Origin of the sequence: Pseudomonas sp. EZ-C24 (assembly GCF_014525325.1) — a bacterium.
GTDB classification, from domain to species: domain Bacteria; phylum Pseudomonadota; class Gammaproteobacteria; order Pseudomonadales; family Pseudomonadaceae; genus Aquipseudomonas; species Aquipseudomonas shirazensis.
This window is the reverse complement of record NZ_JACDIU010000005.1, coordinates 1-21,063: the sequence shown is the minus strand read 5'-3', so window position 1 is coordinate 21,063 and position 21,063 is coordinate 1. Positions and strand designations below refer to the sequence as shown.

At 63.3% G+C, this 21,063-nt stretch carries 21 protein-coding genes; 14 read left to right on the top strand and 7 right to left on the bottom strand.

The genetic code is table 11. The features are described from left to right. The first annotated feature begins 2 nt into the window (after positions 1-2). From IDM28_RS01915 to IDM28_RS01880, 8 genes are all read left to right on the top strand, one after another. Positions 3-1,367 carry a PepSY-associated TM helix domain-containing protein gene (locus IDM28_RS01915; RefSeq protein ID WP_188035244.1) on the top strand — a complete coding sequence of 455 codons (1,365 nt, stop codon included), beginning with the start codon at positions 3-5 and terminating at the stop codon, positions 1,365-1,367. 134 nt (positions 1,368-1,501) lie between these two features. Next, complete coding sequence (cycA, locus tag IDM28_RS01910) at positions 1,502-2,905, top strand: D-serine/D-alanine/glycine transporter (protein WP_150571350.1); 1,404 nt, start codon at positions 1,502-1,504, stop codon at positions 2,903-2,905. Positions 2,906-3,100: 195 nt separating this feature from the next. Then, a complete protein-coding gene (gene urtA, locus IDM28_RS01905) occupies positions 3,101-4,366 on the top strand; it encodes an urea ABC transporter substrate-binding protein (protein WP_101316028.1) in 1,266 nt (421 codons plus the stop codon). Positions 4,367-4,465: 99 nt separating this feature from the next. Then, positions 4,466-5,953, top strand: a complete 1,488-nt coding sequence (gene urtB, locus IDM28_RS01900) for an urea ABC transporter permease subunit UrtB (protein ID WP_101316026.1) — start codon at positions 4,466-4,468, stop codon at positions 5,951-5,953. Further along, positions 5,953-7,032, top strand: coding sequence for an urea ABC transporter permease subunit UrtC (gene urtC, locus IDM28_RS01895; RefSeq protein WP_101316024.1), 1,080 nt, complete (start codon positions 5,953-5,955; stop codon positions 7,030-7,032). The genes urtB and urtC overlap by 1 nt, the downstream gene beginning before the upstream one ends. Further along, the gene (gene urtD, locus IDM28_RS01890; RefSeq protein WP_188035243.1) at positions 7,029-7,886 is read left to right on the top strand and encodes an urea ABC transporter ATP-binding protein UrtD; all 858 of its coding nucleotides are present in this window, start codon (positions 7,029-7,031) and stop codon (positions 7,884-7,886) included. The genes urtC and urtD overlap by 4 nt, the downstream gene beginning before the upstream one ends. A gap of 50 nt (positions 7,887-7,936) precedes the next feature. Continuing rightward, on the top strand, positions 7,937-8,635 hold the full coding sequence (gene urtE, locus IDM28_RS01885; RefSeq protein ID WP_101316020.1) for an urea ABC transporter ATP-binding subunit UrtE: 699 nt from the start codon (positions 7,937-7,939) through the stop codon (positions 8,633-8,635). Between the two features lie 31 nt (positions 8,636-8,666). Then, positions 8,667-9,176 carry a GNAT family N-acetyltransferase gene (locus IDM28_RS01880; protein WP_188035242.1) on the top strand — a complete coding sequence of 170 codons (510 nt, stop codon included), beginning with the start codon at positions 8,667-8,669 and terminating at the stop codon, positions 9,174-9,176. Between the two features lie 145 nt (positions 9,177-9,321). Here IDM28_RS01880 and IDM28_RS01875 read toward each other — a convergent pair whose 3' ends face one another. Together IDM28_RS01875 and cbpA are read right to left on the bottom strand one after the other, a co-directional pair. Next, positions 9,322-9,627 (bottom strand): chaperone modulator CbpM, encoded by a 306-nt coding sequence (locus IDM28_RS01875; RefSeq protein ID WP_188035241.1) that lies wholly within the window; start codon positions 9,625-9,627, stop codon positions 9,322-9,324. Positions 9,628-9,629: 2 nt separating this feature from the next. Beyond that, entirely contained in the window at positions 9,630-10,592 is a 963-nt protein-coding gene (gene cbpA / locus IDM28_RS01870; protein ID WP_101316014.1) for a curved DNA-binding protein, read from the bottom strand. Positions 10,593-10,756: 164 nt separating this feature from the next. On the opposite strand from cbpA, the gene IDM28_RS01865 reads away from it, so the two are divergent. Continuing rightward, positions 10,757-12,028: an Hsp70 family protein gene (locus IDM28_RS01865; protein ID WP_188035240.1), complete on the top strand. Its 1,272-nt coding sequence runs from the start codon at positions 10,757-10,759 to the stop codon at positions 12,026-12,028. Between the two features lie 51 nt (positions 12,029-12,079). Here the strand turns inward: IDM28_RS01865 and IDM28_RS01860 are convergent, their stop codons facing one another. The 3 genes from IDM28_RS01860 to IDM28_RS01850 form a co-directional block, all read right to left on the bottom strand. After that, positions 12,080-13,087 carry an AI-2E family transporter gene (locus IDM28_RS01860; RefSeq protein ID WP_101316010.1) on the bottom strand — a complete coding sequence of 336 codons (1,008 nt, stop codon included), beginning with the start codon at positions 13,085-13,087 and terminating at the stop codon, positions 12,080-12,082. Between the two features lie 71 nt (positions 13,088-13,158). Next, entirely contained in the window at positions 13,159-13,431 is a 273-nt protein-coding gene (locus IDM28_RS01855; protein ID WP_101316008.1) for a PsiF family protein, read from the bottom strand. Positions 13,432-13,509: 78 nt separating this feature from the next. Continuing rightward, positions 13,510-14,400: an esterase/lipase family protein gene (locus IDM28_RS01850; RefSeq protein WP_188035239.1), complete on the bottom strand. Its 891-nt coding sequence runs from the start codon at positions 14,398-14,400 to the stop codon at positions 13,510-13,512. Positions 14,401-14,523: 123 nt separating this feature from the next. Here IDM28_RS01850 and osmE point away from each other — a divergent pair, with 123 nt between their 5' ends. Further along, positions 14,524-14,865 (top strand): osmotically-inducible lipoprotein OsmE, encoded by a 342-nt coding sequence (gene osmE / locus IDM28_RS01845; RefSeq protein ID WP_101316004.1) that lies wholly within the window; start codon positions 14,524-14,526, stop codon positions 14,863-14,865. A gap of 43 nt (positions 14,866-14,908) precedes the next feature. After that, complete coding sequence (locus IDM28_RS01840) at positions 14,909-15,439, top strand: bacterioferritin (RefSeq protein ID WP_101316002.1); 531 nt, start codon at positions 14,909-14,911, stop codon at positions 15,437-15,439. Between the two features lie 60 nt (positions 15,440-15,499). On the opposite strand, the gene IDM28_RS01835 is transcribed toward IDM28_RS01840, so the two are convergent. Then, positions 15,500-17,563 (bottom strand): AsmA family protein, encoded by a 2,064-nt coding sequence (locus tag IDM28_RS01835; RefSeq protein ID WP_188035238.1) that lies wholly within the window; start codon positions 17,561-17,563, stop codon positions 15,500-15,502. A gap of 328 nt (positions 17,564-17,891) precedes the next feature. On the opposite strand from IDM28_RS01835, the gene IDM28_RS01830 reads away from it, so the two are divergent. The 3 genes from IDM28_RS01830 to IDM28_RS01820 all read left to right on the top strand — a co-directional run bounded on the left by IDM28_RS01830 (position 17,892) and on the right by IDM28_RS01820 (position 20,136). Beyond that, the gene (locus IDM28_RS01830) at positions 17,892-18,212 is read left to right on the top strand and encodes a hypothetical protein (protein WP_188035237.1); all 321 of its coding nucleotides are present in this window, start codon (positions 17,892-17,894) and stop codon (positions 18,210-18,212) included. A gap of 123 nt (positions 18,213-18,335) precedes the next feature. Continuing rightward, a complete protein-coding gene (fabR, locus tag IDM28_RS01825) occupies positions 18,336-18,968 on the top strand; it encodes an HTH-type transcriptional repressor FabR (protein WP_101315997.1) in 633 nt (210 codons plus the stop codon). A 58-nt stretch (positions 18,969-19,026) separates the two neighbouring features. Further along, positions 19,027-20,136, top strand: a complete 1,110-nt coding sequence (locus tag IDM28_RS01820) for an AGE family epimerase/isomerase (protein WP_150572868.1) — start codon at positions 19,027-19,029, stop codon at positions 20,134-20,136. 48 nt (positions 20,137-20,184) lie between these two features. Here the strand turns inward: IDM28_RS01820 and IDM28_RS01815 are convergent, their stop codons facing one another. Beyond that, positions 20,185-20,952 carry an SDR family oxidoreductase gene (locus IDM28_RS01815; RefSeq protein WP_188035236.1) on the bottom strand — a complete coding sequence of 256 codons (768 nt, stop codon included), beginning with the start codon at positions 20,950-20,952 and terminating at the stop codon, positions 20,185-20,187. Positions 20,953-21,063 lie beyond the last annotated feature (111 nt).

The window sequence follows — 21,063 nt, the reverse complement described above, 5'->3', positions numbered from 1 at the left end:
CCATGAGCGGACCGCGTATTTCCTTCTATAACCTGGCCTGGCGCTGGCACTTCTATGCCGGGCTGTTCGTTGCGCCATTCATGATTCTGCTGGCGCTCACCGGGATCATCTATCTGTTCAAGCCACAGCTCGACCCGCTGATGTACCGCGAGCTGATGGTGGTCGAAGGCGGCCACCATCGCCAAAACGCCGACGCGCTGCTGGCGCAGGTTCAGCAGGCTTATCCACAGGGCCACGTCGGCCAGTACCTGCCGCCGCTGAACAGCGAGCGCAGCGCGCAATTCGTGGTGCATGACGGCGGTCGTGAGCTGAACGTGTTCGTCGATCCGTACAACGCCAAGGTGCTCGGCGAGCAGGACGCCCAGCAGAACCTGCAGGCCATCGCCCGTGCCCTGCATGGCGAGCTGATGGTCGGCACCGTCGGCGACCGGCTGGTGGAACTGGCCGCTGGCTGGGGCATTGTGCTGGTGGTGTCGGGGCTGTACCTGTGGTGGCCGCGCGGGCGCAGCAGTGCCGGCGTGCTCTGGCCGCGCTTTGCCTCGCGCGGCAGGCTGCTGTGGCGCGACCTGCATGCGGTCAGCGGTTTCTGGGGATCGGCGCTGTTGCTGCTGATGCTGCTCAGCGGCATGACCTGGACTGGCATGTGGGGCAAGCAGTATGCCGATCTGTGGAACCGCTTCCCGGCGGCGATGTGGAATGACGTGCCCAAGTCGGACCAGCAGGCGCGGGTGCTCAACCAGGCGCATCGGCAGACCGTGCCCTGGGCGATGGAGAACACGCCGATGCCGCAGTCGGGCGCCCATGCCGAACATGCCGGGCACCACATGATGTCGAGCAAGCCAGCAGCGCCGCAGGTCAGCTTGCAGCAGGTCGAGGACATTGCCAGCAGCCGCCAGGTCGAGCCCGGCTACAGCATCACTCTGCCGACCACCGCCGACGGCGTGTTTACCATTGCGGTGTTTGCTGATGATCCCCGCAACGACGCCACCCTGCATGTCGACCAGTACACCGGCCAGGTGCTGGCCGATGTGCGCTGGCAGGACTACAGCCCGGTCGCCCGCGCGACTGAGCTGGGCGTGATGCTGCATGAGGGCAAGATGTTTGGCGCGTTCAACCAGATCGTGATCTTGCTGGTGTGCCTGATGATTCTGCTCGGTTCGGTGAGCGGTCTGGTGATGTGGTGGAAGCGCCGGCCCGAGGGTGGCCTGGGGGTGCCGCCGCTGCGCCATGATTTGCCGCGCTGGAAGACGGCGACAGTGGTGATGCTGGTCTTGGGCGTCGCGTTTCCGTTGGTGGGGGTGTCGATGCTGGTGATGTGGGTGGTTGATCGTTGCGTGGTGAGGCGGCGGATGGTGGTTCGGGCTTGAGAGAGCCGGGGCCGTTTTGCGGCCCCAGGCTGCCACGCAAAACTCGTGTCGATCTGTCACGCCCCGATCTGGAACGGGCGTGTTAGCCTACTCGGCTAGCAAAAAAAGACTGAACCAATAATGGAATGCAGCCAATGACCGTGACCTCCACCCCCGAGCCAGATGATCAGCATCTGCAACGCAACCTGAGCAACCGCCACATTCAGCTTATCGCCATCGGTGGCGCCATCGGCACCGGCCTGTTCATGGGTTCGGGCAAGACCATCAGCCTTGCTGGCCCGTCGATCATCTTCGTCTACATGATCATCGGCTTCATGCTGTTCTTCGTCATGCGGGCGATGGGCGAGCTGCTGCTGTCGAACCTCAACTACAAGTCCTTCATCGACTTCTCGGCCGACCTGCTCGGGCCCTGGGCCGGTTACTTCACCGGCTGGACCTACTGGTTCTGCTGGGTCGTCACCGGTATCGCCGACGTGGTCGCGATCGCCGCCTACACCCAGTTCTGGTTCCCTGACCTGCCGCAGTGGATCCCGGCGCTGAGCTGCGTGGCGCTGCTGCTGTCACTGAACCTGGTGACGGTGAAGATGTTCGGCGAGATGGAATTCTGGTTCGCCCTGATCAAGATCGTCGCCATCCTCGGCCTGGTCGCCACCGGCCTGTATATGGTCATCACCGGCTTCCAGTCGCCCACTGGCAGCACTGCGCAGCTGGCCAACCTGTGGAACGATGACGGCATGTTCCCCCATGGCCTGATGGGCTTCTTCGCCGGTTTCCAGATCGCCGTGTTCGCCTTTGTCGGTATCGAGCTGGTCGGCACCACCGCCGCCGAAGCGAAAGACCCGGAGCGCACCCTGCCGCGGGCGATCAACTCGATCCCGATCCGCATCATCGTCTTCTACGTGCTGGCCCTGATCGCGATCATGGCAGTGACGCCGTGGCGGGACGTGGTGCCGGGCAAGAGCCCGTTCGTCGAGCTGTTCGTCCTCGCCGGCCTGCCTGCTGCGGCCAGCATCATCAACTTCGTGGTGCTGACCTCGGCCGCCTCGTCGGCCAACAGCGGCGTGTTCTCCACCAGCCGCATGCTGTTCGGCCTGGCCCAGGAAGGCGATGCACCGAAGGCCTTCGAGAAGCTCTCGCGCCGCGCGGTCCCGGCCAACGGTCTGTTCTTCTCCTGCGCCTGCCTGCTGCTGGGCGCGGTGTTGATCTACCTGGTGCCGAACGTGATCGAAGCCTTCACCCTGGTGACCACGGTGTCGGCGGTGCTGTTCATGTTCGTCTGGACGCTGATCCTGCTGTCGTACCTGAAGTACCGCAGCCAGCGCCCGGCGCTGCATCAAAGCTCGATCTACAAGATGCCCGGCGGGCGCTTCATGTGCTACGTGTGCCTGGTGTTCTTCGCCGCGATTCTGGTGCTGCTCAGCCTTGAGGCCGACACCCGCTCGGCGCTGGTAGTGACGCCGATCTGGTTCCTGCTGCTGGCAGTGACCTACCAGTTCGTGCGCAGCAAGCGCCAGCCGCGGGCCGCAATGGACCGCTGACTGCTTGGGGCCGCCTAGCGGCCCCAATACCGTGCACGCCTCGGGCGCCAGCACCAAGCTGGACCCAGCAACCCTACCCTTCCCCCGCAAAGCCCCGGAAACCGGGGCTTTGGCCGTGTCCGAAAAGCGGGCACAGCGCTTGCAATGTCTCCTGCAGAGTCGCCAACAGCATAAAAAACTCAGCGGAGAGAGCACATGAAGCGTCGCAGTCTGATCAAGGCCTTTACCCTTAGCGCATCGATTGCGGCGATGGGCCTGAGCTGGAGTATCCAGGCCGCCGAGACCATCAAGGTCGGCATCCTGCATTCGCTGTCGGGGACCATGGCCATTTCCGAGACCTCGCTCAAGGACATGGCGTTGATGACCATCGACCAGATCAACGCCAAGGGCGGGGTCAATGGCAAAATGCTCGAAGCGGTGGTGGTCGACCCGGCTTCCAACTGGCCGCTGTTCGCAGAGAAAAGCCGCCAGTTGCTGACCCAGGACAAGGTCGCGGTGGTGTTCGGCTGCTGGACGTCGGTGTCGCGCAAGTCGGTGCTGCCGGTGTTCGAGGAGCTCAATGGGCTGCTGTTCTACCCGGTGCAGTACGAAGGTGAAGAGATGTCGCCAAACGTCTTCTACACCGGCGCGGCGCCTAACCAGCAAGCGATCCCGGCGGTGGAATACGTGATGAGCGAAGACGGCGGCAGCGCCAAGCGCTTCTTCCTGCTCGGCACCGACTATGTCTACCCGCGCACCACCAACAAGATTCTGCGGGCCTTCCTGCACAGCAAAGGTGTGGCCGACAAGGACATAGAAGAGGTGTACACGCCGTTCGGCCACGCTGATTATCAGACCATTGTCGCCAACATCAAGAAGTTCTCTGCCGGCGGCAAGACCGCGGTGATCTCCACCGTCAACGGCGACTCCAACGTGCCGTTCTACAAAGAACTGGCCAACCAGGGCCTGAAGGCCACCGACGTACCGGTAGTGGCGTTCTCGGTGGGCGAAGAGGAGCTGCGCGGTATCGACACCAAGCCGCTGGTCGGCCACCTGGCGGCGTGGAACTACTTCGAGTCGGTGGATAACCCGGTCAACCAGAAGTTCGTCGCGGACTGGAAGGCCTACGCCAAGGCAAAAAATCTGCCGGGCGCCGACAAGGCGGTGACCAACGACCCGATGGAAGCCACCTATGTCGGTATCAATATGTGGGCGCAGGCGGTCGAGAAGGCCAAGTCCACCGATGTCGACAAGGTCCGCGAAGCGCTGGCCGGACAGACCTTTGCCGCGCCGTCGGGCTACACCCTGACCATGGACAAGACCAACCACCACTTGCACAAGCCGGTAATGATCGGCGAGATCCAGGATGACGGTCAGTTCAGTGTGGTCTGGGAGACCGAGCAGCCCCTGCGTGCGCAACCGTGGAGCCCGTTCATTCCTGGCAACGACAAGCGTCCGGATTATGCGGTGAAGGGTAACTAAGTGACGGGGGCCGCTCTGCGGCCCTTTCCTGTAGGAGCGGCCTTGTGTCGCGATCGAGCGCGCAGCCCTCGCCTCCCCCTGACACAACAGGATCAACCAATGCTCAGATTCCTGCTCGCCCTGCTCCTGCTGCTGCCGCTGGCAACCCAGGCCAGCGAGGGCGACCTCTTCTACGCTGCCAAGCCCGCAGACCAGGCCCGCCTGCTGCAGGACTGGGCAGCCCAGCCAGAGCCTGCGCGGCTGGCGCTGCTGACCGCGCTGAAACAAGGCCGGATCGCCGACGGCGACACGCGCAAGCTGCGCCTGAACAACCGTCTGCGCGGCCTGATCGACAATGCCCTGGCCAGCCATCAGTTGCTCAGCGATGACGCCCGCGTGCGGCTGGCCGCGGCTGGCGAACTGCAACGCAGCGCCCAGCCGGCACAGGTGGCGTTTCTAGACCGGCGCTTCGCCAATGAGTCAGACCCAGCGGTGCATGCCGCTCTGGGCCTGGCCCTGGCCAACCTGCAACTGGTCGCCAGCGAGCCCTCGGTACGCCTGGCCGCAGTGCGTCTGCTCGGCGAAACCGGCGACCCTTTGGCCCGCACCCGTCTTGAAGCGCTGTTGCAGCCCGGTGTCGAGACCGACGCCGCCGTGCGCACCGCCGCCGAAACCAGCCTGGCCCAGGTCAAGCGCAAGCTGCTGATCGGTGAACTGCTCGGGCAGGCCTTCAGCGGCCTGTCGCTGGGCTCGATCCTGCTGCTGGCAGCACTGGGCCTGGCGATCACCTTCGGCTTGCTTGGGGTGATCAACATGGCCCACGGCGAGATGCTCATGCTCGGCGCCTACAGCACCTACATGGTCCAGGTACTGCTGCAGCGCTACGCGCCAGGCGCCATCGAGTTCTACCCGCTGATCGCCCTGCCGGTGGCGTTTGCCGTCAGTGCCGGGGTCGGTATGGCGCTGGAGCGCACAGTGATCCGTCATCTGTACGGTCGCCCACTGGAAACCCTGCTGGCGACCTGGGGCATCAGCCTGATCCTGATCCAGGCGATCCGCCTGCTGTTCGGCGCGCAGAACGTCGAGGTAGCCAACCCGGCGTGGCTGTCCGGCGGGATTCAAGTGCTGCCGAATCTGGTACTGCCCTACAACCGCATGGTGATCATCGGCTTTGCCCTGGCGGTGGTGCTGCTCACCTGGCTGCTGCTCAACCGCACCCGGCTGGGGCTGAACGTGCGCGCGGTCACCCAGAACCGCAACATGGCTGCCTGCTGCGGGGTCTCCACCGGCCGCGTCGACATGCTCGCCTTCGGCCTTGGCTCGGGCATCGCCGGCCTTGGCGGGGTGGCCCTGAGCCAGGTCGGCAACGTCGGCCCAGACCTTGGCCAGAGCTACATCATCGACTCGTTCCTGGTGGTGGTACTCGGTGGCGTCGGCCAGCTTGCCGGCACGCTGTGGGCCGCGTTCGGCCTGGGCATCGCCAACAAACTGCTCGAGCCGCAGATCGGTGCGGTGCTGGGCAAGATCCTTATCCTTGCGCTGATCATCCTGTTCATTCAGAAGCGCCCGCAAGGCTTGTTCGCTCTCAAGGGACGGGTAATCGACTGATGAACCAGCCACTGCTTGTCACCGCCGCACAAAAGGCCGGGCCGCGCTTGTCGCTGGCCATCGGCATCGTTGTTGTCCTGCTGCTACTGGCCTTGCCGCTGTTGTCGCTGCTACCCGCAGAGCACTCGTTGCAGGTCTCGGCCTACACCCTGACGCTGGTCGGCAAGATCCTTTGTTACGCCATTGTCGCGCTGGCGCTGGACCTGGTGTGGGGCTACGCCGGCATGCTTTCGCTGGGGCATGGATTGTTCTTCGCCCTCGGCGGCTACGCCATGGGCATGTACCTGATGCGCCAGGCGGCGGGTGACGGCCTGCCGGCGTTCATGACCTTTCTGTCGTGGACCGAGCTGCCATGGTTCTGGGCCGGCACCCAGCATCTCGCCTGGGCGCTGTGCCTGGTAGTGCTGGCGCCGGGCCTGCTCGCGCTGGTGTTTGGTTGGTTCGCCTTCCGCTCACGGATCAAGGGCGTGTACTTCTCGATCATGACCCAGGCGCTGACCTTCGCCGGCATGCTGCTGTTCTTCCGTAACGAAACCGGCTTTGGCGGCAACAACGGCTTCACCAACTTCCGCACCATTGCCGGCTTCGATGTGGCCGCGCAAGGCACCCGCGCAGTGTTGTTCCTGCTTACCGTCGGCCTGCTGCTGGCCAGCCTGTACCTGTGCTGGCGGCTGACCCAGAGCAAGTTCGGCCGCCTGCTGACGGCACTGCGTGATGCGGAGAACCGGCTGATGTTCTGCGGCTATGACCCGCGCGGTTTCAAGCTGCTGGTGTGGGTGCTCAGCGCCGTGCTGTGCGGCCTGGCCGGGGCGTTGTACGTACCACAGGTGGGCATCATCAACCCCAGTGAAATGTCGCCGACCAACTCCATCGAGGCTGCCGTATGGGTAGCACTGGGCGGACGCGGCACGTTGATCGGGCCACTGCTCGGAGCGGGCCTGGTCAATGGCATGAAGAGCTGGTTCACCGTGGCCTTCCCGGAGTTCTGGCTGTTCTTCCTCGGCGCGCTGTTCATCATCGTCACCCTGTACCTGCCCAAAGGCGTGGTCGGCCTGTTGAAGAAAAGGAACCAGCCATGAGAGGCATCCCACCGGTACACCCGGAATTCATGCTCGAACCGGTATTCGACCAGATCGGCGCCGGGCGCGATGCGATCGGCCTCGGCCAGCGCCGCGGCATAGGCCTGGATGTGCGCCACGGCACGGTGCTGAGCCTGGAAGACATCAGCGTCAGCTTCGATGGTTTCAAGGCGCTCAATGCGCTGAACCTGTACATCGGGGTTGGCGAGCTGCGCTGCATCATCGGCCCCAATGGTGCCGGCAAGACCACCATGATGGACGTGATCACCGGCAAGACCCGCCCGGACACCGGCACGGCGTTTTTCGGCGACACCCTCGACCTGACCCGCATGAGCGAATACCAGATCGCCCAGGCCGGCATAGGTCGCAAGTTCCAGAAGCCGACGGTGTTCGAGGCGCTGACCGTCTGTGAAAACCTCGAACTGGCGCTCAAGACCGACAAGTCGGTATGGGCTAGCCTGGCCTCGCGGCTGTCATCCGAGCAGCGCGAGCGCATCGACTCAGTGTTGACCCAGTTGCGCCTGCTGCCCTTGGCCCATCGCCAGGCCGGGCTGCTGTCGCACGGGCAAAAACAGTTTCTGGAAATCGGCATGCTGTTGGTCCAGGAGCCGCAACTGTTGCTGCTCGATGAGCCGGTGGCAGGCATGACCGATGCCGAAACCGAGTTCACCGCCGAGCTGTTCAAGGGCCTCGCGCGCAGCCATTCGCTGATGGTGGTGGAGCACGACATGGGCTTTGTCGGCAGCATCGCCGACCACGTCACCGTGCTGCACCAAGGCAGCGTGCTGGCCGAAGGCTCGCTGGAGCAGGTGCAGGCGGATGAGCGGGTGATCGAGGTTTACCTGGGCCGCTGATCGTTGTTTGCCAACAGACCGCGCCAACCGTTGCGCTCAAGGATTTGCACATGCTGAAAATCGATACCCTGCATCAGTACTACGGCGGCAGCCATATCCTGCGTGGCCTGTCATTCGAGGCCAAGATCGGTGAAGTGACCTGTCTGCTCGGGCGCAATGGGGTCGGCAAGACTACCTTGCTGCGCTGTTTGATGGGGCTGGTGCCGGCGCGGGAAGGCAGCGTGCACTGGGAAGACCAGCCGATCACCACGCTCAAGCCGCAGCAGCGGGTGCATGCCGGCATCGCTTATGTGCCACAGGGGCGGGAGATCTTTGCCCGGCTGACCGTTGAAGAAAACCTGCTGATGGGCCTGTCACGTTTCCCGGCCCGCGAGGCGCGGGAAGTGCCGGCGTTCATCTATGAGCTGTTCCCGGTACTTGAGCAGATGAAGCAGCGCCGTGGCGGTGACTTGTCCGGCGGCCAGCAACAGCAGCTGGCCATCGGTCGTGCCCTGGCCAGCCGGCCACGCTTGTTGATCCTCGACGAGCCTACCGAAGGCATCCAGCCGTCGGTGATCAAGGAAATCGGCGCGGTGATCCGCAAGCTGGCCGACCGCGGCGACATGGCCATTTTGCTGGTCGAGCAGTTCTATGATTTTGCCGAGGAGCTGGCCGATCAGTACCTGGTGATGGCCCGCGGCGAGATCATCCAGCAAGGCCGTGGCGAAAACATGCAGGCCGAAGGTGTGCGCGGGTTGGTAACCATTTAATCTGCAGGCAATCCTTCTGCGAGACGTTGTCATGAGCTACCCGATTCGCGATGCCCAGGCTGCCGATGTGCCGGGCATTCTCGCCATCTACAACGATGCCGTGCGCAATACCACGGCGATCTGGAACGAGACCCCGGTGGACCTGGCCAACCGCCAGGCCTGGTTTGCGGCGCGGGCTGAGCAGGGCTATCCGATTCTGGTGGTAGCCGATGACAGCGGCGTGCTGGGCTATGCATCGTTTGGCGACTGGCGCCCGTTCGAGGGTTTTCGGCACACCGTCGAGCATTCGGTGTATGTGCGCGATGATCAACGCGGCAAGGGCCTGGGGCCGTTGCTGATGGCGGCACTGATCGAGCGTGCGCGTGGCTGCGGCAAGCATGTGATGGTGGCTGCGATCGAGAGCGGCAATGCAGCGTCGGTGCGGTTGCATGAGCGGCTGGGGTTCATTGTGACCGGGCAGATGCCGCAGGTCGGCATCAAGTTTGGTCGCTGGCTGGACCTGACCTTCATGCAATTGCTACTGGACCCCGCGCACCTGTAGGAGCGGCCTTGTGTCGCGAAAGGGTCGCGCAGCGGCCCCAAAAATTTCAGCTCCGCCGCTGACATCGCCGGGCCCGCTTTGCGGGCCTTTCGCGACACAAGGCCGCTCCTACAGGCCACGCGCCGGTCGATGGCCCTGTGGCGAGTCACATCTGGGTAAACCGCCCCAAACGCTGGCGCAGCATGCTGTTCTCGCTGCGCAGGTGCTGCACTTCTTCCAGCAACTCCAGCGCCAGCGCCACGCCTTCCCACTCCAGTTCCAGCTCCTGATGCAGCTTGACCGCGCGCTTGAGCGTTACCGGCGCGCGGTCGTCGAACAGCCAGTCTTCCGGCGTTCGCCCCGATGGTTGAACAATGCCGTGCTCGACGATTTCGATCACCCAGTCAGCCGTGATATTGGCTTCCTGGCAGAGGGTGCGCATGTCCAGTTGAACGATCAGGGTGCTGCTCATGATCAACTACTCCATTGAGTCCTCGGGTTGAACGCGGCCTTCTCGGCAAGCTTGGCCCACAGTTCACGGGTGGCGTCGTCCGACTGGGTCGGCATGACCACCTTCAATTGCGCGTACAGATCACCGCGCTCGCCCTGCTTGTTGCTCAAGCCCATGCCTTTGACGCGCAGGCGCTGGCCGCTCTGGCTGTCGGGGCGGATGGTCAGGTTGATCTTGCCGGTCAGGGTCGGTACCGCGACCTTGGTGCCCAGCGCGGCTTCCCACGGCGCCAGCGGCACGGTGATGATCAGGTCATGGCCTTCGACATCGAACAGCGGGTGCGGCGCCATGCGAATGGTCAGGAACAGGTCGCCATTGGCACCACCGCCAACCCCTGGCGCACCCTGGCCCTTGAGGCGGATGCGCTCGCCGTCGGTGACCCCGGCCGGGATCTTGACGTTGAGGGTCTTGGTGGTGAACCCGGTGCGCTGCCCGGCGGCGTTGGTCTGCGGGATCTGGAAGCTGATCTGCTTGGACTCTTTGTTCAGGGTTTCCTCAAGGAAAACCGCCAGCTCCAGTTCCACGTCCTGCCCTCGTCTGCCCGCACTGCGTTGCTGTTGCTGCTGTCCGCGTCCGAACGGGCTGCCGCCACGTGCGCCAAAGATCGAGCTGAAGAAGTCGGAGAAGTCGCCGCCTTCGAAACCATTGTCCGCGCCAGCGCCGCGACCCTGCCAGCCGGGCGGGGCCTGGAACGGCCGGCCGTGCTGGCCGCCATACTTGCGGATCTCGTCGAATTCAGCGCGTTTCTGCGCGTCACCAAGCACTTCGTAGGCCTCGTTGGCCTCTTTGAACTTGTCCTCGGCATCGCGCTCCTTGCTGACATCGGGGTGATACTTGCGGGCCAGCTTGCGGTACGCGGCCTTGATCGCCTTGTCGTCCGCGGTGGGCTCTACGCCGAGTATCTTGTAATAGTCTTTGAAGTCCATCTATGGATCACCAGTGTGAATTTGCGTGTTGCATCTGAAGATAGGGACCAAGCATAGCCTTTCAAGGGCGGTTTGGGGTTGCCGTGGAGCAGACGACTGGTCTTGATTCTGCTGGCAAAGGGCATAAACTGCGCGGCCGTTTTGCCTCCGGAAGTAAATTGTCCATGTCCGACGTATCCCCGGCCCGTGCCCTGGGCATCGATTTTGGCACCTCCAACTCCACGGTCGGCTGGCACCGCCCTGGTGCCGAGTCGCTGATCGCCCTCGAGCAAGGCAAGATCACCTTGCCCTCGGTGGTGTTCTTCAATATCGAGGAGCGTCGCCCGGTGTACGGCCGCCTGGCCCTGCACGAATACCTCGAAGGCTACGAAGGGCGCTTGATGCGCTCGCTCAAAAGCCTGCTCGGTTCCAAGCTGATCAAGCATGACACCAGCGTGCTCGGCACTGCCCTGCCGTTCAAGGACCTGCTCGGGATGTTCATCGGCGAGCTGAAAAAACGCGCCGAAGCCGACGCCGACCGCAGCTTCGAGCAAGTCGTGCTGGGCCGCCCGGTATTCTTCGTCGACGATGACCCGGCGGCCGACCAGGAAGCCGAAGACACCCTCGCCGACGTGGCGCGCAAGATCGGCTTCAAGGACGTGTCGTTCCAGTACGAGCCAATTGCTGCGGCCTTCGATTACGAGTCCGGCATCAGCCGCGAAGAGCTGGTACTGATCGTCGATATCGGCGGTGGTACCTCCGACTTCACCCTGATTCGCCTGTCGCCCGATCGCCACCATCTGGCCGAGCGCCAGAGTGACATTCTCGCCACCGGCGGTGTGCACATTGGCGGTACCGACTTCGACAAGCAGTTGAGCCTGCAAGGCGTGATGCCGCTGTTCGGCTACGGCAGCAAGATGAAGAGCGGTGCGCTGATGCCGACCAGCTACCACTTGAACCTGGCCACCTGGCACACCATCAACGCCGTGTATTCGCAGAAATCACAGCTGGCGCTGGGCAACATGCGCTATGACATCGAAGACGCGCTGGGCATCGATCGTCTGTTCAAGCTGATCGAGCAGCGTGCCGGGCACTGGCTGGCGATGGAGATCGAGGCCAGCAAGATCGAGCTGACCGACCAGCCCAGCCGCCAGATCGACATGCGCCGGGTCGAACCGGAACTGACCGTCGAGCTGACCCGCGGGTTGTTCGAAGACGCCATTGGCAGCCTGCTGCAACGGGTCCGCGACAGCGTCAGCGAATTGCTGAACAAGGCTGGCGTCACTGAGGGCCAGGTCGACACGGTGTTCTTCACCGGCGGCTCCAGCGGCATCCCGGCGCTGCGCAACAGCGTTGCGGCGATGCTGCCCAATGCTCGCCACGTCGAAGGCAATATCTTCGGCAGCATCGGCAGCGGCCTGGCGATCGAGGCGCGCAAGCGTTACGGCGCGCTGTAAGCCTCAGCGCAAGCCTGGCAGCGCGTTAGCGCGTGCTGTCAGGCCTGCCCCTTACACCAGCTCGGCGCGGCGCAGCTCACTTTTCAGATACGCATAATAGATCGGCCCGGCCACCACACCCGGCAAGCCGAACGCGGCCTCGAACACCAGCATCGCCAGCAGCAACTCCCACGACTTGGCCCTGATCTGGCCGCCGACGATCCGCGCGTTGAGGAAGTACTCGACCTTGTGGATAACGATCAGATAGCCCAGCGCCGCCAACGCCACCCAGATCGACAGCGACAAGCCGACGATGGTGATCAGCGTGTTCGACATCAGGTTGCCGATCACCGGCAGCAGGCCGAGCAGGAAGGTCAGCACGATCAGGGTCTTGGTCAGCGGCAGGTGTACGCCGAACAGCGGCAGCACCACTGCGAGGAAGATCCCGGTGAAGAAGGTGTTGAGCAGCGAGATCTTGATCTGGGCGAAGACGATATTGCGAAACGCCTGCACCAGCAGCGCCAGCCGTTCGAACATCGCCGCTGCCAGTGGCTTGCGCCGGGAGATATCGGGGATGCGCTGCAAGGCAACGATGGCACCGAGGATCATCCCGATCAGCAGGGTGACGAACATGTGCGCCATGCCCTTGCCAACCAGCTGCAATTCACCGAGGTGGCTCCTCAGCCATTCGCCAATCGCCACCTTGAACTCGGCCGCACTGGCCGGCAGGTAGCCTTCGATGAACGGTGGCAACTGGCTACGCGCCTGCTCCACCAGCAGCATGAACTTGTCCAGCGAGGCGCCAGGGTTCTCCGCTTCATGCAGCAAGAAGCTGAACGCGCCCGCAATCAGCAACGTCAGGCTGATCACCACCAGCGTGCCCAGCAACGCCACCGCCAGCCAGCGCGCGCGCTGCCCGGCAATGATCGGCTGTAGCCGCGGGGTAAGCATATTGACCAGTTCGAACACCAGCAGGCCGGCGAGCAGGCTTGGCAACAACTTCAGCGGCAGGGCCAGCAACAGGCCGGCAAAGACGATGATCCAGCTGGCCAGGGTGACCTGGCGAGGGGTGAAAGTCATACAGCCTCAGGGGCAGACAGCGGAAAAGAATCGCAGTCTGCCAGCCTTCGGCGCGCAAACATAGATACAGCTCATTTCTTCTTCAGGCAGGTACTCATGAATGCTTTGCGCTCGTCACCCTTGAGGGTCTTCTCGGTGGCGGTGGCGTTGCAGCGGGTCATTTTCTCCTGCTGGGTGACCTTCAAGCACTTGCTCATGAATGCCTTGCGCTCATCACCCTTGAGGGTCTGCGCAGTGGCGTCGGCGTTGCAGCTCTTCATCTTTTCCTGCTGGGCGGTGGCGGCAAAGCCCTGCGCGCAGATCAACATGCCCAATACCAGCAATGGCGCTTGCAGTCGCTTCATGGAGTGGTCTCCTTGTTCCGCGCCCAATGCACGGATCCAAGCCTGAGTGTAGCCAACTATTTCCGCGTGCCAGCGCCATCAGAGCCCCGCGGCTTTCAAGCGCGCGGCGTGCTCGCTAAACAGCCGCACCGGTTCGGCGCCCTTGCCCACCGCACCGAGTGACTGATTGACGATGTCCAGATGATCCAGCGGGTGGTCATCGCCCAGCACCTGGCCCAGGTGCGAACTGTTGCGCCCGACCATGCCGTCGCACTGGCCTTTCTCGCGGACGAAGCTGCGGGCGAACAGGCGACAGAAGCGGTTGCTGCCGTCAAAGCGGTTGCGGCCCTGGTCGGTCAAGCCTGGCTGCAGCGTGCCCGACCACGAGTAGTAGCGCACGCCATTGACCTCATAGGCGCCCTCGCCGCCCCATTCCTTAGGCAGGCCCTGTGGATAAGCCTGGTTGAACAGCGCCACACCCGCGCAGGTCAGCGACTGATGCGACGCGTGCACGTCGATCGGCAGCCGCTCACGGCGCCAGCCCGTTTCCAGCCAGCCCATCAACCGCGCCAGGCCGTGCAACACGACGCGCAGCACACGCCCTTTAAGCGAGTGCCCGGGCGCCGTGCGTTCGAGGTGGTCGGCCAGCTCCGAGCCGTGATTGGGCCCGGCCACCGACGTCACCGAGGCAACCCGGTCTGGCCGCTTGGCAGCGGCATAGCGCGCGCTGAGTGCGCCCTGGCTGTGGCCGATCAGGTTGACCTTGGCGGCGCCGCTGCGCTGGCAGATGTCTTCGATGATCGCCAACAGCTGCTCGCCACGCACCTCGCTGGAATGCAGCGGCGACACCTGCACCGGATAGACCTTGGCACCGCCGCGGCGCAGCGCCGACACGATGCCGAACCAGTAGGGATAAACCAGCAGCCGGACAAAACCGAGCATGCCCGGCACCAGCACCACCGGGTATCGCGTCGCCAGATCCTGTTTCATTGCCGTTCTCCTCGGGTTTGGCCGTGCGCCAACACTAACGCGGGGTAGATGACAGCCACAATCGAACTCCTGAGCCGCGCTGCGGTTCCAATCCTGCACACACCCTGAGCAAGGAGCGGGACCATGTACAAACAGACTTTGGCAATCCTTCTGGCCAGCGCAACCCTGGCCGCCTGCGGCAGCCGTCCGGAAAACCCGGTGGACTACGTTACCTACCGCGACGAGCCGCTGGTCAAGCAGGTCGAGAACGGCATGACCATGCAGAAGGTAATCGCCATCGGTGGCAGCCCGTCGATGGTCATTGACCTGCCCAACGGCGGCACCTGCAACGACTACATCCTCAACCGTGATGGCCATCAGCAGCCCTACTACGTGCGCTTCGATGCCACCGGCCACGTCGATGCCAAAGGCTTCAAGACCTGCAAACAACGAGAAGAAGACAAGAAAGCCGCAACTGGCGCGTGAGTCTTCCTGAAGCCCTGACAACCCTGATATCTCGGAGATAAGCATGAGCAACGTTGAACTGACCGATAAACACACCTTGCGCGAACGCGCCCGCCAGCACGTTGAAGACGGCGCCGTGACCGAAGGCTATAGCGCCGACCGCGAGAAGATCATCCAGCTGCTCAACGAGTCGCTGGCAACCGAGCTGGTCTGCGTACTGCGCTACAAGCGCCACTACTTCATGGCCAGCGGGATCAAGGCGGCAGCAGCAGCTGACGAGTTCCTCGAGCACGCCACCCAGGAAGCCGAACACGCCGACAAATTGGCCGAGCGTATCGTCCAGCTGGGCGGCGAGCCGGACTTCAACCCGGACAACCTGAGCAAGAACTCCCACGCGCAGTACGTCGCGGGCAACTCGCTCAAGGAGATGGTGCTGGAAGACCTGGTGGCTGAACGCATCGCGGTCGACAGCTACCGCGAGATCATCCAGTACATCGGCGAGAGCGACCCGACCACCCGGCGCATCTTCGAAGACATCCTGGCCCAGGAAGAAGAGCACGCCGACGACATGGCCGATCTGCTCAAGGGTCTGTGATTCGCTAGCCTCTGGCCTCTGCCCGCAACCTGCGGTGCAGAGGCCGATAACGAACCCGCCTTACTTCTTCGTCTTGACCTCAGCCGGCGCCTTGCCGGCTTTCATTTGCTCGAGCAATGGCGTGCATTGATTCTGCTCGCCGTCACCCGGTGCAATCAGCGCCAGCAACCCTGCTGCCGGGCCAACCGCAACGCCCAGGGCAACCATGCCGGCGCCACGCAAGGCCAGCGGCAGCGCCTGCACACCAGCACTGGGTTTGACGAACTTGCCGCGTACATACAGCGGCGAGCGCAGCGAGAACAGGCGCAGGCCCTTGGACTCCGGGGTGACCTTCAGGTCGAGCTGTTCACTGGCGAAGTTGACCGTGCCATCGACATAGATGATCGCGTTCTCGGTATCGAAGACAAACACGCGCGTGCTCGCCAGGCCGTCCTTGATGCCGACATCGGCGGCCGCGCAGTTGATCTGCACATCCTTGTCGCCGAACAATTTGCCGACCACATAGTTACCGACGTTGAGGCCGGCCAGTTCCATCAGCTCACGGCTGATCGCGCCATCGTTGATCAGCATGCGCATGTCGCCGTTGGCGGTGCCGAGCAGCGCCGCAACCGAATTGCCACGGCCGCTGATATCGGCATCGCCGTTGAGCTGGCCAAAGCTGGTCTGCATCGGCGCAAAGCCTGGGAACAGTTCCTTGAGCTTGAAGCCACGCGCGGTCAGCCGGGCCCGGCCCTGCATCGGCACGTTACGGCCATCCAGGCGGATGTTGGCGGCGAGATTGCCACCGGCTACGCCAAAGCGCAGCGGCTGCAGACGCAACAGGCCGTCATCGAGGATCAGGTGCACGGCCAGGTCGTTGAACGGCAGCTTGGAGCTGTGCACGATGCGCTTGCCGCTGAAGCTGACGTCGGCATCCATTGCACGCCAGCGCTCGGTCCGAAACTCTTCGACCGGCAGCACTTTGTCGCCTGGCTGCTTGCTGGCACCGCCACGGGCCTTTTGCTCGGCGTTGGAGTCAGCGCCGATCAACGGCGCAAGGTCCTTGAACAGCAGCTGATTGGAGACCAGCTTGCCGCTCAGTTTGGGCCGCGGCTTGCTCGCGACAAAGGCCAGATCGCCATGAATGTCGCTGTCGCCGATCTTGCCGTTGAAACCTTCATAGCTGAACCGCGCACCCTCGGCAGCGTGCAGGTTGGCCAGCAGATGGCCGTCGGTGGAGTACGCAGGTGTGTCCGGCAGGGTCACGCCAGTCAGCGGGTAGAGGTTGCCAAGGCTCGCGCCGGACAGCTTCAGGCGCAGGTCCAGCGCGCCCAGGTTACGCGGGTCGGTCAGGGTGCCGGCGACCACCACATGGGTGTCGGCAATACGCACGTCGGCCTGCAACGGGAACGGCTGGCTGGCGTCCTGCAGCGCCAGCAGGCCACCGATCTTGCCAGTGCCGGACACCGGCTGATCCTTGTAGCGGCCGCTGGCCTTGAGGCCAAAGGCGTAGTCCTGGGCGCCGGCGCTCTTCTCGGCGCGGGCCTTGCCGACGATCTCGCTGAATGGAATTGGCTTGCCCAGCGGGTCGATCTGCACCTTCATGTCAGCCTTGAGGATCTGGTCGTTGTAGCTGACATTGCCCTGATCAAAACCGATGGCGCCGATATCCAGCACCCATTTCGACGGTTCGGCGTTTTCATCCTTTGGCCCGAAATCGAACGTCCAGTTGGCGCGGCCATCGGCCAGGCGGGTCAGGCTGGCATTGGGTTTGGTCAGGTTGATGCGCGGGATGACAATGTGCTGAAAGATCAGCGGCAGCGGTGACAGACGAAATTCGACCTTCTCCAGGCCGACCATCTGCGGCTGTTTGAGCCACTCCGGGTTGCCCAGGGTCAGGTCCTCGGCAATGAAGTGCGGCCACGGCACCCAGGCGCGCCAGCCGCCTTCTTCAGGCTCGGTGCGCCATTTGACGGCGAGGTTGCCGTTGATGGCGAACGGGCGCTGCAAGGCGGCTGAGACTTTCTCGTTGAGCAGCGGCTTGGCGCGGTTCCAGTCGAAGGTGGCGATCACCACCACCAGGATCGCCAGCAAGGTGATCAGTGTGGCGAGGGTCCAGGTGATGATTCTGGCGGGGCGCGTCATTGCGTGATTCTCCTGACTGCATGGCTCATGGCGCCACGACGGTGACACTTAATAAGTGGGACTGATGAAAAGCCGCTGGGTTTAATCCATGGCGCATTCTAGCCAAGAATTTTCTGACGACCTCATCAGCTTTGCCGTGAGATTGACTGGTTACCAAGCTGCTCAGTGGCATGCGCGCGGAGCCGAAATGCCTGGGTTAGAGCCGCTGCTGCAACAGTATCAATCCTGTCGATTGTTACCATTATCCTTATGAACTTTTCTCTGGCGGTGCGGCGGGTAGCATTGGCTTCGTACCCACTTTCCAGCCCTCCAGAGGAGCGCCCTGATCATGAAACGCCAATTACTGCTTAGCCTTGCCCTGTCCATCGCGGCCACCAGTGCCTTCGCCTTGCCTGGTCAGGAGCAGCACCTGACCGCCGAATCGCGCTCCAGCGACGCGGCCGCCGTGCAGCCTTTGAACACCCTTGCCGAAGGTGGCTCGGATCGTCTGATCGAACGCAGTGGCCGTGTTGCCGAAGGTGGCTCTGATCGCCTGATCGAACGCAGTGGCCGCGTCGCTGAAGGTGGCTCGGACCGCCTGATCGAGCGCAGTGGCCGAGTAGCTGAAGGTGGCTCGGATCGTCTGCTTGAACTCAGCCGTGTGAGCTGATTGCCATGGCAGAAAAGGTCGATCCTCGATATTGCGCCTGCTACCCTCCAAGCCCGGTCCATTGACCGGGCTTTGTTTTTTTATCCAGAATAACCCCGTCGTACAGCCACAGAAGCCTGCCCCATGCTGCCTCGCGCCGAACAGAAGCTCCAGACCCGTCAAGCCTTGCTGGACGCTGCCTGCCAGTTGATGGAGAGCGGCCGTGGCTTTGGCAGCATCAGCCTGCGTGAAGTGGCCAAGACCGCCGGCATCGTGCCCACCGGTTTCTATCGGCACTTTCCTGACATGGACGCGCTCGGGCTGGCCTTGGTCGAAGAGGTCGACGCGACCTTCCGCCACGCGATCCGCCTGGTGCGGCAAAACGAATTTGAAATGGGTGGCATCACCGATGCCTCGGTACGCATCTTTCTCGACATGGTCGCGGCGCACCGCACTCAGTTCCTGTTTCTCGCCCGCGAGCAATACGGCGGCTCGCAGCCGGTGCGCCAGGCCATCGCTCGCCTGCGCCAGCACATCAGTTCCGACCTTGCCACTGACCTCGGCCTGATGCCGCGCTGGAAGCACCTTGATGCGGCAGCCTTGGAAGTGATGGCCGACCTGGTGGTCAAGACCGTGTTCGCCACCTTGCCCGAGCTGATCGACAGCCCTGACCCTCACACCGCCCAGCCGCTCAGCGCGCAGGAGAAGATCACCCAGCAGCTGCGTTTCATCTTTGTCGGTGCACGCCACTGGCAGGGTTTGAGCACCCCTGGCTGACGACCCTTGGCCGCTAGCTGCTATCATGGCGCCCTGCCCGATTGCGACGAGCGTTGCCATGTCCGACCCCCGCCCTACCCTGCCCGAGCTGAGCACCCGCCTGGCGCGTTTCCGTCAGCACTTCGCTGAACGCATCGTGCCGTTGTGGCAAGGCCCAGGCTGGAACGACGAACTGGCTCTGCCTTTCGAAGCCCTCGATGAACAGCACCAGCCACTGCCCGTGCAGCGCTACCGGGCGATGGCCGTCGCACGTCAGTTGTATCTGTTCAGCAGCCGTATCGAGCAAGCCGGCGCCGCCGAGCGCGCCGCAGCATTGTTCCGTTCGCTGCAGCGCCACTTCCACGATGCCGAACACGGCGGCTGGTTCTACAGCGTAGACGCCGCCGGCAAGCCGCTGGACCGGCGCAAGGACCTGTACACCCATGCGTTCATCGTGTTCGCCTGCGCGCATTACTGGGGCAAGGTGCAGGAGGGGCTGGTCGAAGCCACACTGAACGCAGCGCTGGAAGTGGTAGCCGAACGCTTCGCGCGCGACGATGGCCTGTATGAAGCAAGCCTGGGCGAAGACTGGGCCGACCTGGGCAGCGGCCCGCTGCAAAACCCGCAGATGCACCTGGCCGAGGCCTTCCTGCAAACCCTCGCAGTACGCGACGATCAGGACGTACAGCAAGCGTTGCTGCAACTGTGTGAGGCGCTGCAAACGCACTTCATCGAGCCCGAGCACGGCCTGATGCTGGAAAAACCGCGCGGCGCTGTGGATAACTGGTTCGAACCTGGTCATCAGTTCGAGTGGTTCTACCTGCTCGAAACATCGCCGCTGCTCAACAGCAGCGCGCTGCATGGGTCGATCGCCCGTGGCTTTGACTACGCCGAGCGCCATGGCGTGATCGATGCGGCGGTACTCGCCAGCCTGGATATCAATGGCAAGGTGCTCGACCCAACCCAGCGTATCTGGGCCAAGGCAGAATACCTGCGCGCGTTGGCATTGCGCCCGGGCAGTGAGCAGCAGCTGTTGCAACAGCTACGCTCGCTGGAGGACAAGTTCCTGCATGCAGGCGGCTGGCGCGAATGCCTGGACGCCACCGGCGCGGTCAGCCGGCACGACATGCCGTCGACCACGCCCTATCACCTGGCGACCTGCCTGCAAGGGCTGGACGCGCTGGCCTGACGGTTACGCGTCGCACCAAGGGGCCGCAGGCCGGCCCCGTTGCTGCGCTCAGCCTTTGCGCGAGCGATCGATCGAGAACCCAGCCCAATCCTGACTCACCGGCATCAACTCAAGGCTGTTGATGTTGATGTGCGCCGGCTGGTTGAGAATCCAGAAGATGGTCTCGGCGATGTCCTGCGGCTGGATCGCTTCGGCGCCAGCGTAGGTTGCATCGTACTTGGACTGATCGCCACCGAAGCGCACCAGCGAAAACTCGCTTTCGCACAGGCCTGGCTCGATGTTGCTGACCCGCACGCCAGTGCCACGCAGGTCGCAGCGCAAGCTCAGCGAGAACTGACCGACAAACGCCTTGGTGCCGCCATAGACGTGGCTGCCAGGGTATGGATAGTTACCCGCCACCGAACCCACGTTGAGGATCGACGCGCCACGACCATGAGCGATCAGCCGCGGCAGGAGCAGGCGGGTGGTGTACATCAGGCCCTTGATGTTGGTGTCGACCATGGTGTCCCAGTCGTCCAGGTCGCACTTCTGCGCAGGGTCTGCACCCAGTGCCAGGCCTGCGTTGTTGACCAGCCCGCGCAGCTTGTCGAACGCCGGCGGCAGGTTGGCGATGGCCTGCTCCATTGCCGCGCGGTCGCGCACGTCGACCACGATGCCATGCACGTCGGTCTTGGCCGACAACTCGGCGCACAGCGCATCCAGGCGTTCTTTACGGCGGCCGGTCAGGACCAGCTTCCAGCCTGCGTCGGCAAACAGGCGGGCGGTGGCCTCGCCGAAACCGGAAGTGGCGCCCGTGATGAATACGGTAGACGTCATGCTGTTCTCCTTCGCAATGGGGTGTCGTCGGCAGGCCTTGAAGCATGCCCGTGGCCGGCCCAGCCAGCAAGCCGTTTAAGCGACTGGTCAAAAAACGTACACATTGCGCAA

Bases quoted from the DNA above. Each gene is read 5' to 3' on its own strand.
- IDM28_RS01915 (WP_188035244.1), top strand. From the start codon at position 3: ATGAGCGGACCGCGTATTTCCTTCTATAACCTGGCCTGGCGCTGGCAC.
- cycA (WP_150571350.1), top strand. From the start codon at position 1,502: ATGACCGTGACCTCCACCCCCGAGCCAGATGATCAGCATCTGCAACGC.
- urtA (WP_101316028.1), top strand. From the start codon at position 3,101: ATGAAGCGTCGCAGTCTGATCAAGGCCTTTACCCTTAGCGCATCGATT.
- urtB (WP_101316026.1), top strand. From the start codon at position 4,466: ATGCTCAGATTCCTGCTCGCCCTGCTCCTGCTGCTGCCGCTGGCAACC.
- urtC (WP_101316024.1), top strand. From the start codon at position 5,953: ATGAACCAGCCACTGCTTGTCACCGCCGCACAAAAGGCCGGGCCGCGC.
- urtD (WP_188035243.1), top strand. From the start codon at position 7,029: ATGAGAGGCATCCCACCGGTACACCCGGAATTCATGCTCGAACCGGTA.
- urtE (WP_101316020.1), top strand. From the start codon at position 7,937: ATGCTGAAAATCGATACCCTGCATCAGTACTACGGCGGCAGCCATATC.
- IDM28_RS01880 (WP_188035242.1), top strand. From the start codon at position 8,667: ATGAGCTACCCGATTCGCGATGCCCAGGCTGCCGATGTGCCGGGCATT.
- IDM28_RS01875 (WP_188035241.1), bottom strand. From the start codon at position 9,627: ATGAGCAGCACCCTGATCGTTCAACTGGACATGCGCACCCTCTGCCAG.
- cbpA (WP_101316014.1), bottom strand. From the start codon at position 10,592: ATGGACTTCAAAGACTATTACAAGATACTCGGCGTAGAGCCCACCGCG.
- IDM28_RS01865 (WP_188035240.1), top strand. From the start codon at position 10,757: ATGTCCGACGTATCCCCGGCCCGTGCCCTGGGCATCGATTTTGGCACC.
- IDM28_RS01860 (WP_101316010.1), bottom strand. From the start codon at position 13,087: ATGACTTTCACCCCTCGCCAGGTCACCCTGGCCAGCTGGATCATCGTC.
- IDM28_RS01855 (WP_101316008.1), bottom strand. From the start codon at position 13,431: ATGAAGCGACTGCAAGCGCCATTGCTGGTATTGGGCATGTTGATCTGC.
- IDM28_RS01850 (WP_188035239.1), bottom strand. From the start codon at position 14,400: ATGAAACAGGATCTGGCGACGCGATACCCGGTGGTGCTGGTGCCGGGC.
- osmE (WP_101316004.1), top strand. From the start codon at position 14,524: ATGTACAAACAGACTTTGGCAATCCTTCTGGCCAGCGCAACCCTGGCC.
- IDM28_RS01840 (WP_101316002.1), top strand. From the start codon at position 14,909: ATGAGCAACGTTGAACTGACCGATAAACACACCTTGCGCGAACGCGCC.
- IDM28_RS01835 (WP_188035238.1), bottom strand. From the start codon at position 17,563: ATGACGCGCCCCGCCAGAATCATCACCTGGACCCTCGCCACACTGATC.
- IDM28_RS01830 (WP_188035237.1), top strand. From the start codon at position 17,892: ATGAAACGCCAATTACTGCTTAGCCTTGCCCTGTCCATCGCGGCCACC.
- fabR (WP_101315997.1), top strand. From the start codon at position 18,336: ATGCTGCCTCGCGCCGAACAGAAGCTCCAGACCCGTCAAGCCTTGCTG.
- IDM28_RS01820 (WP_150572868.1), top strand. From the start codon at position 19,027: ATGTCCGACCCCCGCCCTACCCTGCCCGAGCTGAGCACCCGCCTGGCG.
- IDM28_RS01815 (WP_188035236.1), bottom strand. From the start codon at position 20,952: ATGACGTCTACCGTATTCATCACGGGCGCCACTTCCGGTTTCGGCGAG.